Origin of the sequence: Proluteimonas luteida (assembly GCF_021191695.1) — a bacterium.
In the GTDB taxonomy this organism is placed as follows: domain Bacteria; phylum Pseudomonadota; class Gammaproteobacteria; order Xanthomonadales; family Xanthomonadaceae; genus Luteimonas; species Luteimonas luteida.
In genome coordinates, this window is sequence record NZ_JAIWPT010000003.1 from 115,451 (window position 1) to 134,395 (window position 18,945).

At 71.5% G+C, this 18,945-nt stretch carries 5 protein-coding genes; 4 read left to right on the plus strand and 1 reads right to left on the minus strand.

Going from position 1 to position 18,945, the window contains the following annotated elements:
* Positions 1-257: 257 nt before the first annotated feature.
* Positions 258-752, minus strand: a complete 495-nt coding sequence (locus LDO26_RS04020; protein WP_232129794.1) for an RDD family protein — start codon at positions 750-752, stop codon at positions 258-260.
* A gap of 44 nt (positions 753-796) precedes the next feature.
* Between LDO26_RS04020 and xerD the strand changes: the two genes are divergently transcribed.
* The 4 genes from xerD (at position 797) to LDO26_RS04040 (ending at position 18,945) form a co-directional block, all read left to right on the plus strand.
* Positions 797-1,750 carry a site-specific tyrosine recombinase XerD gene (xerD, locus tag LDO26_RS04025; protein WP_232129795.1) on the plus strand — a complete coding sequence of 318 codons (954 nt, stop codon included), beginning with the start codon at positions 797-799 and terminating at the stop codon, positions 1,748-1,750.
* A gap of 585 nt (positions 1,751-2,335) precedes the next feature.
* Complete coding sequence (locus tag LDO26_RS04030) at positions 2,336-3,166, plus strand: DsbC family protein (RefSeq protein ID WP_232129796.1); 831 nt, start codon at positions 2,336-2,338, stop codon at positions 3,164-3,166.
* Positions 3,167-3,232: 66 nt separating this feature from the next.
* Positions 3,233-7,258, plus strand: coding sequence for a phosphoribosylformylglycinamidine synthase (gene purL, locus LDO26_RS04035; RefSeq protein ID WP_232129797.1), 4,026 nt, complete (start codon positions 3,233-3,235; stop codon positions 7,256-7,258).
* A gap of 581 nt (positions 7,259-7,839) precedes the next feature.
* Positions 7,840-18,945, plus strand: coding sequence for an ESPR-type extended signal peptide-containing protein (locus LDO26_RS04040; protein ID WP_255681988.1), 11,106 nt, complete (start codon positions 7,840-7,842; stop codon positions 18,943-18,945).

An 18,945-nucleotide genomic window follows, 5' to 3' on the forward strand; every position in this document is an offset into this window, starting at 1 on the left:
GTCCGGTAACACATCGACCTTGAGCCGCGCGCGCCTCATGACCCGTTTGCGCGGCATTGCCGCGCGGGTGCGCCGAACGCCCGCGTGCTTCGCCGGGCTGGGTGAGGCGCCACGGCTTGCGAGCCACTGGCTCGCGTGGCGATGAACGCCCGGCGTGCTTGACCGGGCCGGAAGCCGCAGGAACAACCTGCCGATAACACCTCGACCCCGAGCCGCGCGCGCCCTTGATCCCACCAAGGACCGCATCCGACCCAGGCCTACCCGCTACTCTTCGCAGGCCCCGGATCCCGCACCAGCCGCGTCCCGCTCGCGCGGTCGTGCCAGCTCAGGCGGTCGCGGTCGATCCACGCCCACCAGAACCCCAGCCCGCCGCACAGCAGCGACAGTGTGCCGACGGCATAGCGCAGCCACAGTGCGCCGACGGCGGGCCGCCCCCCGTCGACCGCGCGCACGCGGATGCGCCAGGGACGCATGCCCAGCGTCTGCCCGCCGTGGCGCCAGCTGGCCACCGCATAGCCGCCGGCGACCAGCCAGCAGCACAGCCACAACAGCCACTGCAGCAGACCGAGCGGCGGGATGTTCTCGTGCGGGTCGTGGCGTCCCAGCACGGTGTAGCCGATGGTGAACAAGGCCGACAGCAGCAGCCACAGCGCCAGCACCGGCCACAGGTCGTAGAACAGGGCCAGCAGGCGTCGCCCGATCCACGCGGGCGGACGGGCGGCAGGCGGCGGACGTCGATGCGGTTCAGGCATCGCCACAGCATAGCGGCAGCGGGGCTGGGCTAAGCTGGCCGGCGATGTCCGCCACCACGCCAGCACAGCGCCGTGCGCTCGCGCAGTCGTTGCCGCCGCTGCGCGACGACGACCGCGCGGCGATCGAGGGATTCCTCGACGCCTTCTGGGCCGAGACCGGCAGCGCGCAGCAGACGAACGACGCCTACCGGCGCGATCTGGAAGGCCTGGCGCGCTGGCGCGACGGCCGCGACGGCGGCGTCGTCCACGCCGACCGTGCCGGGCTGTTCGACTATCTGGCCTGGCGTACGCGACACGGCTGGTCCTCGCGCAGCAATGCGCGCCTGTTGTCGGCCTTGCGGGCGTTCTTCGCCCACCGCCTGCGCACGCAGGCACGCGGCGACGATCCGACCGCGCTGCTGGACCCGCCGAAGCTGCCGCGCTCGGTGCCCAAGGCGCTGGGCGAGTCGGAGATCGACGCCCTGCTGGCCGCACCCGACGTGTCCACGCCGGAGGGGCTGCGCGACCGCACGATGCTGGAGCTGATGTACGCCTGCGGCCTGCGCGTCAGTGAACTGACCGACCTGCCCGCCAACGGGGTCAACCTGCGCCAGGGCGTGTTGCGGGTGACCGGCAAGGGCAGCAAGGAGCGGCTGGTGCCGATGGGCGACGAGGCCCAGCACTGGGTCGCCCGCTACCTGCACGAGGCGCGCCCGGCGCTCGCCGGGGGGAGAAGCGTGCCGACCCTGTTCGTCGGCACCCGCCAGCAGCCACCGACCCGCCAGCAGTTCTGGGCGCTGGTGAAGCGCCATGCGGCGGCCGCCGGCATCGACCCCGCCCGGATCAGCCCGCACGGCCTGCGCCACAGCTTCGCGACCCACCTGCTCAACCATGGCGCCGACCTGCGCGCGCTGCAGATGCTGCTCGGCCACAGCTCGCTGTCGACCACGCAGATCTACACCCTTGTCGCCCGCGAACAGCTCAAGCGCCTCCACGCCACCCACCACCCGAGGGGGTGAGGCGCACCCGTTTGCGCGGCATTGCCGCGCGGGTGCGCCGAACGCCCCGCGTGCTTCGCGGGGCCGGGCGAGCGCCGAAGATCGCTTCCGATAGCGCGTCGACGCCGAGTCTCGCGCGTCGGCGAACGCCCCGCGCGCTGCGCGGGGCCGGCCAGCCGGGCAGGACGTTCAGCGCGCGGGATGTTGCGCCACGGATGGCATCGTCATTCCCGGACTTCGAGGCGGCATTGCCGCGCGGGTGCGCCGAACGCCCCGCGTGCTTCGCGGGGCCGGGCGAGCGCCGAAGTTCGCTTCCGATAGCGCGTCGACGCCGAGTCTCGCGCGTCGGCGAACGCCCCGCGCCGCGCGCTGCGCGGGGCGGCCAGCCGGGCAGGACGTGTCGCGCCCATGGGGCGCTCCTACGGTCATCCGGCTTCAGGCGAATCCGGTGCTTCCGGGCATCAACTGCCGCCGGCCAGCCAGGCCCCGGATCGGCCCTGCCGATGAACACAGTCCCCGCCGGAACGACCGCCAGGTCGGCCCGGCCGCCCCCTTCATGCCAAAATGCACAGTTCCGGAATGTTTCCGCATCGAATCCCGCCCCTGATGAAGCGATACGCACTTGCGCTGCTCGGCGCGTTCAGCCTTTCCGCCTGCGCCCAGAGCGCCAGCGAGGTCGATGACGGCAACGCCACCACCGCGGTCGCCGCAGCTGCGAGCGCCGGCCAGGCCGCGGCGCTGAACGCGCCGACGGGGTCGCCGGCCGCCAATGCCCGCAACGCGATCCTGTCGATCAACCCGCGGGTCGTCATCGAGAGCATCGCCGATGCGCCGCTGCCGGGCTTCCAGGAGGTGATCGTGGCCGGCCAGGTGCTGTACGTCAGCGACGATGGCCGCTACGTGATGCAGGGCAGCCTGTTCGACGCGCAGGAGAAGCGCGACCTGGGCCAGGCCGGGCTGGCCCAGCTGCGCAGGACGCTGCTGGCCGAAGTGCCCGAGGAGCAGCGCATCGTGTTCGCGCCCGAGGACCCGCTCTATACCGTCGCGGTGTTCACCGACGTCGAATGCGGCTACTGCCGCCGGCTGCACGACGACATCGCCGAGTACAACCGCCGCGGCATCGCGATCGAATACCTGGCCTATCCGCGCATGGGACCCGACACCGACGACTTCCGCCTGATGGAATCGGTGTGGTGCGCCGACGACCGCCGCAAGGCGCTGACCGACGCCAAGTCCGGTCGCCGGGTGCCGCCGAAGACCTGCGACAACCCGGTCGCCGCGCACTACGCGCTGGGCCAGCGCGTCGGCCTGACCGGGACACCGATGATCGTTGCCGAGGACGGCACCCAGATGCCGGGCTACATGCCGCCGGACCAGCTGCTGGCCGCGCTGCAGCGCCTGGCCACCGAGGCGGAAGCCGGCGGCGAAACCCGCTGACCGGGGCCGGGCGCGGCGGCGCGCTTTGGCTACAATAGCGAGCCCTGAAATTCGGGTTTCCCGGACATGATCGTCCTCGAGGGCCAGCCGGCCCTGTCGCCGTTCCGCCGCGAACGGCTTGAATCGCGCCTGCAATCGGTTGCGCCCGCGCTGCGGCTGTGCGGCGCATGGCATGTCTACTTCGTCGAGGCCGAGCCCGGACAGACTCCGGACGACGCCACGCTGCGCCGCATCCTGGAGGTCGGCGCGGGGCCGGCGCCGGCACGCGCCGATGGCGCGGTCTCGCGCTACGTCTCGTCGCGGCTGGGCACCATCTCGCCCTGGGCCAGCAAGTCCACCGAACTGCTGCGCGGGGCCGGCCTGCCGGTGAAGCGCGTCGAGCGCGGCCTGCGCATCGACCTGCGGGGCTGGCCGCAGGCGGCGGCGACGCAGGCGGCGGTGTCGAAGCTGCTGCACGACCCGATGACCCAGTCGCTGCTCGACGACGTCGACGCGGCCGATGCGCTGTTCGCGGTGCCGCAGCGCGGCCGGCTCGAGCGCATCCCGCTCGACCAGCTGGAGGCCGCGAACGCGCGCCTGGGCCTGGCGCTTGCCGACGACGAGATCGACTATCTGCGCACGCGCTTCGCGGCGCTGGGGCGCGACCCGTCCGACGTCGAGCTGATGATGTTCGCGCAGGCCAACTCCGAGCACTGCCGGCACAAGATCTTCAACGCCTCGTGGACCATCGACGGCGAGGACATGCAGGTCAACGGCCGTGCGCAATCGCTGTTCGGCATGATCCGCCACACCCATGCGCAGACGCCCGAACACACGCTGTCGGCCTACAGCGACAACGCCGCGGTGGTCGAAGGCTACGCGACGCAGCGCTTCCGGCCCGACCCGGTGTCGCTGACCTACCGCAGCGAGCCGCTGGCCGACAGCGCGTTCTGCATCAAGGTCGAGACCCACAACCATCCGACCGCGATCTCGCCGTATGCCGGCGCCAGCACCGGGGCCGGCGGCGAGATCCGCGACGAGGGCGCGACCGGCCGCGGCGGCAAGCCCAAGGCGGGACTGGCCGGCTTCAGCGTCTCGCACCTGCGCATTCCGACATTGCCGCAGCCCTGGGAGGATGCCGATCCGGCGGCGCCGCGCGCGCTGAATCCGCGCATGGCCTCGGCACTGGAGATCATGCTCGACGGGCCGATCGGCGCGGCCGCGTTCAACAACGAGTTCGGCCGCCCGAACCTGCTCGGCTACTTCCGCAGCTTCGAGCTGGCGGAGTCCGAGGGGCTGGTGCGCGGATACGACAAGCCGATCATGCTGGCCGGCGGCCTCGGCGCCGTCGACCGGCCGATGGTCGAGAAGCTGCGGCTGTCCGGTGGCGATGCGGTCGTCGTGCTCGGCGGCCCGGCGATGCTGATCGGCCTGGGTGGCGGCGCGGCGAGCTCGGTCGCGTCCGGCGACAGCGCCGAGGATCTCGATTTCGCCTCGGTGCAGCGCGACAACCCGGAGATGGAGCGGCGCTGCCAGGAGGTCATCGACCGCTGCGTGGCGCTCGGCGAACGCAACCCGATCCTGTCGATCCACGACGTCGGCGCCGGCGGCCTGTCGAACGCGATTCCGGAACTGCTGCACGACTCCGGCGTCGGCGGCGTCATCGACCTCGACAAGGTGCCCAGCGACGATCCCTCGCTGTCGCCGATGCAGCTGTGGTGCAACGAATCGCAGGAGCGTTACGTCCTCGGCATCCCGCAGGACCGCGTCGCCGAGTTCACCGCGCTGTGCGCGCGCGAGCGCTGCCCGTTCGCGGTGGTCGGCATCGCCACGGCCGACGAGCACCTCACCGTCGGTTTCGGCGCCACCCCGGCGGCCGTCGCCGACCGCAGCGTGGCGCACGACTGGTCGATCGATCTCCCGATGGACGTGCTGTTCGGCAAGCCGCCGAAGATGCACCGCGACACCAACCGGCTGGCGCCCACGCGCTGGCCCGCACTCAACAGCCGGCTCGTCGACCTGCACGAGGCCGGCCTGCGCGTGCTGGCCCATCCGACCGTGGCCGCCAAGCAGTTCCTGGTCACCATCGGCGACCGCAGCGTCGGTGGTTTGACCGCGCGCGACCAGATGGTCGGGCCGTGGCAACTGCCGGTCGCCGACTGCGCGATCACGCTGTCGGGCTTCGACGGGTTCACCGGCGAGGCGATGGCGATCGGCGAACGCACGCCGCTGGCCCTGCTAGATGCCGCCGCCGCCGCGCGCATGGCGGTCGGCGAGGCGGTGACCAACCTGTGCGCCGCGCCGGTCGAGAGCCTGGACCGGGTCAAGCTGTCGGCGAACTGGATGGCCGCGGCCGGGCACCCCGGCGAGGACGCGCGCCTGTTCGACGCGGTGCGCGCGGTGGCGATGGAGCTGTGCCCGGCGCTGGACCTGGCGATCCCGGTCGGCAAGGACTCGCTGTCGATGCAGACGCAGTGGGTGGGGGAAGCCGGGACTCGGGAAAAACAGGACGCTGCGGGCGCCGGCGAAGCTGCTTCCGCGAATCACGAATCCCGGCTCTCAACGACCGCGCAGTCGGTCATCGCGGATCGCACCACGCACAAGGTCGTGTCTCCAGTCTCGCCGATCATCACCGCGTTCGCGCCGGTCGACGACGTGCGCCGGCAGCTGACGCCGCTGCTGTCGCGCGCGCCCGGTACCGAGCTGTGGCTGATCGGCCTGGGCGCCGGCAAGCAGCGCCTCGGCGGCTCGGTGCTGGCGCAGTGTTTCGACGGATTCGGCGGGGCGTGCCCGGATGTCGACGACGCGACGCGTCTGAAATCCTTCTTCGAGCTGATGCGCGAGGCACGCGCGGCCGGGTTGCTGCTCGCCTATCACGACCGCTCCGACGGCGGCGCCTTCGCGACGCTGTGCGAGATGGCGTTCTGCTCGCACACCGGCATGGACATCGACCTCGACGGCTGGGGCGCGGACCGCAGCCAGGATGCGCTGCGCACGCTGTTCTCCGAGGAACTGGGCGCGGTGGTGCAGATCGCCGCGGAGGACCGCGCCGAATTCGCCGACCTGGTCGAGCGGCATGGCCTGATCGAATGCGCGCAGCGCATCGCGCGGCCGAACGCATCGGCCGCGATCCGCGTGCTCGATGGCGACGACGTCCTTGCCGAATGGCGCTGGGAGGCGCTGTTCGATGCCTGGTGGTCGGTGACGCATGCGATGCAGGGGCTGCGCGACGAGCCACGGTGCGCCGACGAGGAGCACGCGCATGCGCGCCGCTTCGACGCGCCGGGCCTGAAGCCGAAGCTGACGTTCGACCCGGCCGAGGCCGTCGATGCACCGTGCATCGGTACCGGCGTGCGTCCGCGCATCGCGGTCCTGCGCGAGCAGGGCGTCAACGGCCAGATCGAGATGGCCGCCGCGTTCGACCGCGCCGGCTTCGACGCGATCGACGTGCACATGAGCGACCTGATCGCCGGCCGCGCGGATCTGGCGACGATGCAGGGCCTCGTCGCCTGTGGCGGCTTCAGCTACGGCGACGTGCTCGGTGCGGGGCGCGGCTGGGCGACGTCGATCCTCGAACGTCACCAACTGCGCGACATGTTCGCCGCGTTCTTCGACCGCGGCGACAGCTTCGCGCTCGGCGTCTGCAACGGCTGCCAGATGCTGTCGCAGCTCAAGGCGATCATTCCCGGGGCGCAGCACTGGCCGCGCTTCCTGCGCAACCGCAGCGAGCAGTTCGAGGCGCGCCTGGGCCTGCTGGAAGTGCTCGACTCGCCGTCGCTGTTCTTCGCCGGCATGGCCGGCTCGCGGATCCCGGTGGCGGTCGCGCACGGCGAAGGCCGGGTGGCGTTCGACGCTGCGGCCGAGCGCGCCGCGGCGCGGGCGACGCTGCGCTATGTCGATGGCGATGGCGTGGCGACGACGTATCCGGCCAACCCCAACGGCTCGGAGGACGCCATCGCCGGCCTGTGCACCGACGACGGCCGCGTCAGCATCCTGATGCCGCATCCCGAGCGCACGCCGCGCACGGTCAATCTCAGCTGGGCACCGGCCGACTGGCCGGACGACAGCCCGTGGCTGCGGATGTTCCGCAACGCGCGTCGATACGTCGGCTGACGCGCACTGAGGCAGAGGACGGAACCGCCCGCAGTCGGGCGGCAGGCGGCTCCCAATCTCCCACCTCTCTCGCCCTCGGATTCCGGTTCGGGATGTGCGGCTGCGCGCTTCCCGCGCGCGGCCTCGTTCCGCATGCGGTTCGAGGCCCGACAGCGCCCATCCGCGCGAACCGCGTGGCAGCGCGGTTTCCCTGTGTTCAGCATACGGAGGGGAATGGTTTTCTGGCACCGCGGAGCTTTGTAAATCAATGGGTTATGAGAATTCTCACGACATGTGGGCAATTTCTTCCGTAACTGTCTGATTGCAAAAGAGTCTTCCCAGTGTTCTGGAATCGTCAGCTTGTGACGCTTGACGGCGGAGTCGGCCCGGAGGGAGTATCGAGTCACAGATTCGCGTTCGGGGACGATTCAAGTTGCATACAACTTCCCTTCAGCTACGGCCCATCGAGGCCGGCGACATCGTCACCTCCTCCGGGGTGGCCTCCGTCTGAACCGCAGCCACAGCCGCATGGTCGTCGCACGACCCTGCGGCTTTTTTTTGCCGCTTTTTTCTCAATCCACGCATTTCCAGAGGCAGTCTCGATGAATCGCATCTATCGCAAGGTTTGGAACCGTTCGTTGAACCAGGTCGTCGTGGCCTCCGAACTGGCTTCCGGCGACAGTGCCGGCGCGCAGGACGCCGGCGGCAGTCCCGCGCATCGCCGCTCCACCCTGATGGTTGCCGTGAGCGTGCTGCTGTTCGGCATGGCCTCGCCCTGGGCGATCGCGCAATCGGTGGAAGTGGGCGGCAATGCGCCCTGCGTGGTCACGAGCGGCGGCAGCGAGACCGTCGACGATTGCGCGGTGGACGGAACGGCCTCCGCGACCGGCAGCAATTCGACCGCGGTGGGTGCGGGGACCACGGCATCGGGCACGCAGGCGGCGGCGTTCGGCTACGCGGCCAGTGCGACGGCCGGTTTCACCACAGCGGTGGGCGGAAACGCGTCGGCCAGTGCGTTCAACAGCACCGCGCTGGGCAACTATGCCCAGGCGTCGGGCTCCGACAGCCTGGCGGTCGGCGCCGACAGCTATGCGGCGGGGGTCAGCAGCACCGCGGTGGGGCAGGGCAGCATCGCGTCGCAACAGGCGAGCACGGCGCTGGGCGGCGTCGTCGGCGGCTTCTCCGCGGAAGCCACTGGCGCGGGCGCGACCGCGCTGGGCGCAGGTGCGGGCGCGACCAACGACCTGACGACGGCCGCCGGCACCTTGTCCTGGGCCGACGGCGTGGGCTCCACGGCGGTGGGCTACAACGCCTACGCGGCAGCCGACGGCAGCGTCGCGCTGGGCCGGGGCGCGTATGCCGACCGCGCGAACACGGTCTCGGTGGGCAGCGCGGGCGCGGAGCGCCAGGTCACCAACGTGGCGGCGGGTACCCAGGCCACCGACGCGGTCAATCTCGAACAGCTCGAAGAAGCGACGCAGCACAGCAAGTACTTCGCCGCGAACGGCAACGATGCCGATGCCACGGATGATCCGGGCGCCTACGCCGAAGGCCTCAACGCCACCGCGATCGGCGACGCCAGCAATGCGATCGGCGATGGCGCGTCCGCGCTCGGCAGTGGCGCGATGGCGTACGGCCAGAACGCCACCGCGGTGGGCATGAACGCCGTTGCATGGGGCCAGAACAGTGCGGCGATCGGTGCCGGGGCCGAGGCCGGCGGCGCGGCGAGCGTCGCGATCGGCGGCAATGCGGTCGACGAGGACGGCGAGCCACTGCTGTCGCTGGGCGGCGTGCCGGTGGAGACTTCCGCGACCAGCGCAGGCACGGCCGGCACCGCGGTCGGTGCCAGTGCGGAGGCCTCCGGCTTCGCGGCGTCCAGCCTCGGCGTCGGTGCCTATGCCAGCGGCCAGCAGGCGACGGCGGTCGGTGCCGTCGCGACGGCGGCGGGTGACTTCTCGACCGCGCTGGGCACCCAGGCCGCGGCCGTCGGGACCAGCAGTGTCGCGGTCGGCGGACCGGCCGACCTGATTCCCGGCTGGGGCCTGCTGGTGTCCACCACGGCCGGCGGCGACAACGCGGCGGCCTTCGGCGCGGGCGCCTCCGCATCCGGCGACAACAGCGCCGCGGTCGGCGCCCTGTCCGCGGCGGACGGTACCGGCAGCGTCGCGGTCGGGTATTTCGCCTATGCGGCGGGCGTCAACGCGGCCGCGATCGGCAACGATGCCTGGGCGTCCGGCGCGGACAGCGTCGCGCTGGGCTACTACAGCACCGCGACGGCCACCAACAGCGTCGCCCTGGGTGCGAACTCGTGGGCCGACCGTGCCAACACGGTGTCGGTCGGCGATGTCGGCGACGAGCGCCAGATCACCAATGTCGCGGCGGGCACCGAGGACACCGATGCGGTGAACCTGGCACAGCTCGACGCCGTGGCCGAGGTCGCCGAAGAAACCAGCCGCTACTTCAAGGCCAGCGGCGACGGCGAGGCCTACGTCAGCGGCGAGGAGGCAACCGCGGCGGGGTCCGATGCGTTCGCCGACGGCGATTACGCGACCGCGGTCGGTGCCGGCAGCAGCGCCTACGGCACAGGCGCTTCGGCATTCGGTACCGGCACGACGGCGGACGGGCAGTTCGCGACCGCGTCCGGTTACGGTGCGGTGGCGTCGGCGGATTCGGCCACGGCGGTGGGCGGGTCGTTGTACTACGAAGAGGGCGGTGTCGTTCTGGACCAGACCACGACCGCTTCGGAGGTCGGTGCGACGGCGCTGGGCGCGGGCGCACAGGCGACGGAGGCCTTCGCGACGGCGACGGGCGCCGCGTCGGTGGCCAGCGGGCTGCAGTCGACGGCGACCGGCTACAACAGCCAGGCGACCGGGCTGGCGTCGACGGCCAACGGTGGCTTCACCGAGGCGACCGGCGACTTCGCGACCGCGCTGGGCTATGGGGCGGAAGCGAGCAATACGCGCACCACCGCGGTCGGCATCGGCGCGACCGCCAGCGGCACCAATGCGACGGCGCTCGGCAACACGGCCACGGCCAGCGGCACGGTGGCGGTGGCCGTGGGCTCGTCGTCGCAGGCCAGCGGCCTCAACAGCATCGCGGTCGGCGGCTCGGCATGGGCGACGGCGGACAACACCACGTCCTTGGGTCAACTGGCCTGGGCAACGGCGACCGGTGGCACGGCGATCGGCCGTGATTCCTATGTCTACGGCACCGGCATCAACGCGACCGCGATCGGCCTGAGCGCCTGGGCCAACGGCGCCAGCAGCGTGGCGCTGGGCGCGGGCTCGCGTGCGAGCGAGGAGAACGTGGTGTCGGTGGGCAACGGCACCGGTGCCAGCGGGCACCCGGCGACGCGCCGGATCGTCAACGTCAGCGACGGCATCGCCGCCACCGACGCGGCGACGTTCGGCCAGCTGGAAGCGGCGACCGAGCACACGCAGTACTTCAAGGCGACCGGCGACGACGAAGCCTGGGTGACCGGCGAGGAGGCGGTGGCGGCCGGTTCGGGCGCGGCGGCCGACGGCGACTACAGCACGGCGGTGGGGTCGACGGCGCAGGCGCTGGAGCAGGGCGCCTCGGCGTTCGGCAGCGGCGCGTTCGCGCTGGAACAGCAGGCGACGGCGATCGGCTTCAACGCGACCGCGGCGGGCGTCGATTCGCTCGCCGTCGGCGCGCAGGCCACCGCCTATGACGAACTGTCGATCGCGATCGGCCCGGAGGCAGCGGCAAGTGGTTTCGCCAGCACCGCGCTGGGCGCGGGCGCGGCCACGGATGCCGACGGCGCAACGGCGATCGGCGTGCTGAGCGATGCCAGTGGCATCGAGGCGACCGCCGTGGGTGCGTTCGCGGATGCGTCGGGCGACGGCGCGACGGCGGTCGGCGCCGAGAGCATCGCCAGCGGCACGGAGGGCGCCGCGTTCGGTTTCGGCGCCGAGGCCAGCGGCAACTATGCGACCGCAGTCGGTGGCGGCGCCTTGGCAGACGGCTTCAACAGCACGGCGCTGGGCAATGCGAGCACGGCGTCGGGTTCGAGCAGCCTGGCGGTCGGTGCGGACAGTCTTGCGGCGGGAATCAGCAGTACGGCGGTGGGTCAGGGGAGCCTGGCGACCGGTATCAACAGCGTCGCGGTCGGTGGTGCGACATTGTGGGGAACGGAGGCGAGCGGCGATTTCTCGACCGCGGTTGGCGGCGAGGCGTGGACGCCAGGCTTCAATGCGACCGCGATCGGCAATGCCGCAACCGGCTACGGCGATGATTCGCTGGCGTTGGGTTCGGACTCGGTGGCGTTTGCGGCGGGCAGCGTGGCGCTGGGCCAGGGCTCGTATGCCGACCGCGAGAACACGGTCTCGGTGGGTGACATCGGTGCCGAGCGGCAGATCACCAACGTGGCGGCGGGTACCGAGGACACCGATGCGGTGAACCTGGCGCAGCTGGAAGAAGCGACGACCTACAACCAGTACTTCCGCGCGACCGGCGACGGCGAGGCCTATGCCGACGGCGACGAGGCTACGGCCTCGGGTTCGAATGCGATCGCGGAAGCCGACTACTCGACGGCGATCGGTTCGTCGAGCTACGCCTACGGCGTCGGTGCCTCGGCATTCGGCAGCGGCGCGCAGGCGGGCGGGCAGTACGCGACGGCGACCGGCTTCAACGCGGTGGCCAGCGGCGATTCGAGCACGGCGACAGGCGGCTGGCTGTACTACGAGGATGCGGACGGCAATGTGGTGCTGGACCAGACCACCGAGGCGAGCGAGTTCGGCGCCAGCGCGTACGGCGCCGGTGCCCAGGCGAGCGGCTTCCTGAGCAGCGCGGTCGGTGCCAACGCCGCGGCGGAAGGACTGCAGTCGACCGCGCTGGGATACAGCAGCGTCGCCGGCGCGGATTATGCGACGGCGGTGGGCAGTTTCAGCGAGGCCAGCGCAGCGGGAACGTCGGCGTTCGGCTACGGCGCCTGGGCGACCAACACCAGCGCCACGGCGCTGGGTTACTTCTCCGAGGCCACGGGTGCCTACAGCACGGCGGTGGGCAACAATGCACTGGCGAGCGGCGAGGACGGGACCGCGGTCGGCCAGTTCTCGTGGGCAACCGGCGCGCAGAGCACCGCGGTCGGCCAGTTCGCCTGGGCGACGCAGGTGGGCGCGACCGCGATCGGCCAGGACGCGTTCGCCTATGCGACCAACGCGACGGCGCTTGGCGTCAGCGCCTGGGCCAACGGCGCCAGCAGCGTGGCGCTGGGCGCGGGCTCGCGTGCGAGCGAGGAGAACGTGGTGTCGGTGGGCAACGGCACCGGTGCCAGCGGGCACCCGGCGACGCGCCGGATCGTCAACGTCAGCGACGGCATCGCCGCCACCGATGCGGCGACGTTCGGCCAGCTGGAAGCGGCGACCGAGCACACGAAGTACTTCAAGGCGACGGGCGACGACGAGGCCTGGGTGACCGGCGAGGAGGCGGTGGCGGCCGGTTCGGGCGCGGCGGCCGACGGCGACTACAGCACCGCGGTGGGCTCGGCGGCGCAGGCCTGGGAACAGGGCGCCTCGGCGTTCGGCAGCGGCGCGTTCGCAACCGCCGAGGATGCGACGGCGGTGGGCTTCAACGCGGTGGCCAGCGGCGAGACGGCCTTGGCGGCGGGCGCCTACAGCGAAGCCTGGGGCGAGCAGAGCGTGGCGGTGGGCCCGAGTGCGTACGCGGCGGGCACGTGGTCGACCGCGCTGGGCAATGCCGCCGAAGCGACCGGCGAATACAGCACGGCAACCGGCGCGGAGTCGGTGGCCTCGGGTCTGCAGTCGACCACCAGCGGCTTCCGTTCGGAAGCCAGCGGCGACGGTTCGGCGGCCTACGGCGGCTACAGCAACGCCAGCGGCTTCGGTGCGACCGCGCTGGGCTATGGCGCGGAGGCGGTTGCCGACACCTCGACGGCGGTGGGCTTCGCCGCTGTGGCGGCAAGCGCGGACTCGACCGCGATCGGTTCGTACTCGATCGCCAGCGGGCAGAACAGCGTGGCGGTCGGCGGCGGTGCCGGCTTCTTCAACCTGTTCCCGACCGAGGCCAGCGGCGACTACTCGACGGCGGTGGGCGGCGCGGCCTGGGCGTCGGGCTTCAACAGCACGGCGATCGGCAACTTCTCGACCGCATCGGGCGAGGACACGCTGGCGCTGGGCTCGGATTCGACGGCATCGGCGGCGGGCAGCGTGGCGCTGGGCCAGGGCTCGTATGCGGATCGTGCGAACACGGTGTCGGTGGGTGACATCGGCGCCGAGCGGCAGATCACCAACGTGGCGGCGGGTACCGAGGGCACCGATGCGGTGAACCTCGACCAGCTGGAGGAGGCCACGCAGTACAACAAGTATTTCGCGGCCAGCGGCGGCGAGGACAGCGATGGCGCGGCCTACGTCGAGGGCGAGTACGCCACGGCGGCCGGCGAGTCGGCGCTGGCGCTCGGGGATGGTGCCTCGGCGTTCGGCAGCGGCGCGTTCGCGCTGGAGCAGGACGCGACGGCACTGGGCTTCAATTCGGTGGCCACTGGCGAAGCATCGCTGGCGGCGGGCGCCTACAGTGAAGCCTCGGGCGAGCTGAGCGTCGCGGTGGGCCCGAATGCGTATGCGGCGGGCACGTCCTCGATCGCCCTGGGCGACGCAGCGCAGGCGACCGGCGAGTACAGCACGGCGACCGGCGCGGAGTCGGTGGCCTCCGGTCTGCAGTCGACCGCGAGCGGTTTCCGGTCGGAAGCCAGCGGCGACGGCTCGGCGGCCTACGGCGGCTACAGCGTGGCCTCGGATTTCGGAACCACCGCGCTGGGCTATGGCGCGGAGGCGGGACTGGAGTACGCGACGGCGGTCGGCTTCGGGGCGAGCGCCAGCAACTACGACGCGACCGCAGTGGGCGCCAACGCCATCGCCAGCGGCGACAACAGCGTGGCGGTCGGTGGTGCGTTCTGGGGGCTGATCCCGACCGAGGCATCGGGCGACTACTCGACCGCGGTCGGCGGGGCGGCACGCTCGAGCGGCTTCAACAGCACGGCACTGGGCAACTTCGCCAGCGCCACCGCGGACAACAGCGTGGCGCTGGGCGCGGATTCCGTGGCCGACCGCGAGGACAGCGTGTCGGTGGGCAGCGCCGGCAGCGAGCGCCAGATCACCAACGTGGCGGCGGGTACCGAGGACACCGATGCGGTGAACCTGGCGCAGCTGGAAGAAGCGACGGCCCACAACAAGTACTTCCGCGCGACCGGTGACGGCGAGGCCTATGCCGACGGCGAGGAAGCCACCGCCTCGGGTTCGAACGCGATCGCGGAAGCCGACTACTCGACGGCGATCGGTTCGTCGAGCTACGCCTACGGCGTGGGCGCCTCGGCATTCGGCAGCGGCGCCCAGGCGGGCGGGCAGTACGCGACGGCGACCGGCTTCAACGCGGTGGCCGAGGGCGACTCGAGCACCGCGGTCGGCGGTTGGCTGTACTACGAGGATGCGGACGGCAACGTGCTGCTGGACCAGACCACGACCGCGCTGGGCGCGGGTGCCTCGGCGTTCGGTGCGGGCGCGCAGGCCCTTGGTGCGTTCAGCTCCGCCACCGGCGCGGGCTCGATCGCGGAAGGCGTGCAGTCGACGGCGACCGGCTACAGCAGCGTCGCGGCGACGGACTACTCGACCGCGACGGGTGCGTTCAGCGCGGCCGAGGGTGCACGCGGCACGGCGACCGGTTACGGCGCGGCCGCGTCGGGCGACTACAGCACGGCTGGCGGTGCGTTCAGCGACGCGTCCGGCCTGTACGGCACGGCCTACGGATACGGGGCGGTCAGCTCGGGCGATTACAGCCTGGCGGTGGGCGGCGTTGCCGACTACGGCGACCTGCTGATCGGCTGGCCGGGGCTGCTCCTGCAGCAGACCGAGGCCAGCGGCATCGCCTCGACCGCGCTGGGCAACGGGGCGCTGGCGACCGGCATCGGCGCGACGGCGGTGGGCACGCTGGCGGAAGCGACCGGGATCCAGTCGACGGCCGTGGGTACGTTGACCTACGCCGTCGCGGATGGCGCCAGCGCATTCGGCAGCGGCAGCATCGCGCGCAGCGAGGACTCGACCGCGCTGGGCTTCCTGGCCGATGCGGCCGGTGAGAACAGCGTGGCGCTGGGCGCCTACTCGGTGGCCGATCGCGACAACACGGTTTCGGTGGGCGATGCGGGCGCCGAGCGCCAGATCACCAACGTGGCCGCGGGCACCGAGGGCACCGATGCGGTGAATCTCGACCAGCTGGAAGAGGCCACGCAGTACAACAAGTACTTCGCGGCCAGCGGTGGCGCGGGTGCCGACAACGCGGCCTATGTCGAGGGCGAATACGCCACCGCGGCCGGCGAATCGGCCCAGGCCCTGGAGCAGGGCGCCTCGGCGTTCGGCAGCGGCGCCGCGGCGTTCGGGCTGGAGTCGACCGCGATCGGCTTCAACGCGGTGGCCTACGAGTCCAATGCGCTGGCAGTGGGTTCCTACAGCGAGGCGGCCGGCGAGCTGAGCACGGCGGTCGGTTCCGGCGCCTATGCCGCGGAGATCGGCGACACGGCGGTGGGTTCCGCGGCGCAGGCGACCGGTGGCTACAGCACGGCGACCGGTACCGAGGCCATCGCGTCGGGCCAGCAGGCGACCGCCAGCGGCTTCCGTTCGGAAGCCAGCGGTGACGGCTCGGCCGCGTACGGCGGATACAGCGTGGCTTCCGAATTCGCGGCCAGCGCACTGGGCTACGGTGCCGAGGCGACTGCGGAGTACGCCACCGCGGTCGGCTTCGCGGCGCTCGCGTCGGGAGCCAGCAGCATCGCGGTGGGCGAGTACAGCGAGGCCACCGGCCTGGAAAGCGTCGCCATCGGCGGCACCGCGTTCGGGTTCATTCCCGTTCGCGCCTCGGCCGAGGGCGCTTCGGCCTTCGGTGCCGGTGCCTGGGCGACCAGCGACTACGCCACCGCGCTGGGCTGGGTGAGTTCGGCGGACGGTCTCAACTCGACCGCGGTGGGCGCCGCTTCGTGGGCCGAGGCCGACAATGCATCCGCGATCGGCTACGGCGCGTATGCCGGCGCCGAGAACAGCGTCGCCCTCGGCGCCGGCTCGGTCGCGGACCGGGCGGACACCGTGTCGGTCGGCGAAGTGGGCGGCGAGCGCCAGATCACCAACGTCGCGGCGGGTACCGAAGGTACCGATGCGGTGAACCTCGATCAGCTCAATGCCGCCGCGGATGGCGCCTTGCTGGCCGGACGCTACTTCAAGGCGACGGGCGATTACGATGCTGTGGTCCAGGGCGAAGACGCGACGGCAGCCGGTTCCAACGCATTCGCGGACGGCGACTACACCACTGCCGTCGGCGCATCCAGCACGGCCTACGGCACTGGCGCCTCGGCCATCGGCAGTGGCGCCCTAGCAGCTGGCGCGAACGCAGTGGCGGTGGGCATCAACAGCACCGCGAACGCGGAAGGTGCGGTGGCTGTCGGCGGCCTGGGACAGGCCTACGACGAGTACAACTCTCCGATCTACGATGCTGACGGCAACCCGGTGTTGGCGGCCACGCAGGCCGAGATCAACGGTACCGCCGTCGGTTCGGGGGCGCTGGCAACCGGAGTCAACGCCTCCGCATTCGGCAGCGGCGCCCAAGCGCTCGGCGGCAACAGCGTCGCCAACGGCATCAAGGCACGCGCCACCGGCGAATGGAGCACCGCGATCGGCAGCAACGCATGGGCGAGCGGCGGGGACGCCACCGCGACCGGCGCCTATGCATGGGCAACCGCCAACGGCGCCACTGCGTTCGGTACTTCGGCCTGGGCGACGGCGACCAATGCGTCTGCGTTCGGCTACGGGGCTTGGGCGGACAGTGTCGGCGCCACGGCGCTCGGTATGGATACCTGGGCAAGCGGCGTCAGTGCGATCGCGGTTGGTCGAGGCGCGCTCAGTGTGGAGGACTATGCGATCGCGATCGGCGCCACTTCGTTGGCGGATGGTGTCAACGCGGTGTCGCTGGGTCGCGGCACATTGAGTCTCGCCGACAATGCGGTTGCGCTCGGATGGCGCGCGACCGTCGATCGTGGTGCGGACGGGTCGCTCGCATTGGGTTCCAATGCCTACGCTGCGGCGTCCGACAGCGTGGCGTTGGGCGCCAATTCCCTGGCGGATCGCGACAACACGATCTCGGTCGGTGCCTCGCAGGCATGGACCGACGATTACGGCGTCGTCCATCAGCCGAGCCAGCGCCAGATCACCAACGTCGCCGCCGGCACGGAGGATTACGATGCGGTCAACGTCGCCCAGCTCACTGCAGTCGCGAACGACCTCGAGGCGTTGGGCGAGAACGCCGTGGTCTACGACGACGCCGACAAGTCGACGCTGACGCTTGCGGGCGCCGACGGCACGGTGGTCACCAACGTGGCGGCCGGTGAGTTGAGTGCCGACAGCACCGATGCGGTGAACGGCAGCCAGCTGTTCGAGACCAACACGCGGGTCGGTGTGGTCGAGGAGCGGGTCGACGATCTCGATACCCGGATCGGCGATGTCGAAGGGACCGCGGCCAATGCGATCGCCTACGACGATGCCAGCAAGGCCACCGCGACACTGGCGGGCGCCGACGGCACCGTCATCACCAACCTCGCTGCGGGCGCGGTGTCCGCGGACAGCACCGATGCGGTCCATGGCGGTCAGCTCCACGGCGCGCTCGACAGCACCGCGCAGATCCTCGGCGGCGGCGCGACGGTGACGGCCTTCGGCACGATCTCGGCACCGACCTATGCGATCCAGGGCAGCAACTTCTACAACGTCGCCGATGCCCTGGGCGCGATCGATGCCCACATCAGCACGATCGACCAGCGCCTGACCACGATCGAGGCCGGTTCGGGCCCCTCCACCGGCAACGACAGGGTTGCGGTCGGCGGCAGCGACCCTGCGTCGATCGGCGATGACACCAATGCGGTCGCGATCGGCTCCGATGCCACGGCCAACGGCGAGAACGGCGTCGCGGTCGGTGGCGGCGCGTACGCCCACGGCCCCAACGACACTGCGATCGGCGGCAACGCCAAGGTCGGGGCCGACGGCAGCACCGCCGTGGGTGCCAACAGCACGATCACCGCGGACGCGACCAATGCGGTCGCGGTGGGTGAGGGCGCGAGCGTCAGTGCGGCCTCGGGCACCGCGATCGGCCAGGGTGCGTCGGTGACCGCCGAAGGCGCGGTCGCGCTGGGCCAGGGTTCGGTGGCGGACCGCGAGAACACGGTTTCGGTCGGCAGCGCCGGCAACGAGCGCCAGATCACCAACGTCGCCGCCGGTACCCAGGCGACCGACGCGGCCAACGTCGGCCAGGTGACGGCGGGTGTGGCCGAGGCGAAGGCCTATACCGACACCACCGCCACGCAGACGCTGAGCAGCGCGAATGCGTATACCGACCAGAAGTTCGCGACCTGGAACGACAGCTTCGAGACGTTCAAGGGCGATGTCGACCGCCGGTTCTACGACACCGAGCGCCGCATCGACCGCCAGGGCGCGATGGGCGCGGCGATGCTGAACATGGCCACGAGCGCGGCCGGCATCCGCACCCAGAACCGGGTCGGCGTCGGCGTCGGTTTCCAGGGCGGCGAAAGCGCGCTGTCGGTCGGCTACCAGCGTGCGATGAGCGACCGCGCCACGCTGACCATCGGTGGTGCGTTCAGCGGCGACGAGAAGTCGGTCGGTATCGGTGCCGGCTTCGGCTGGTAA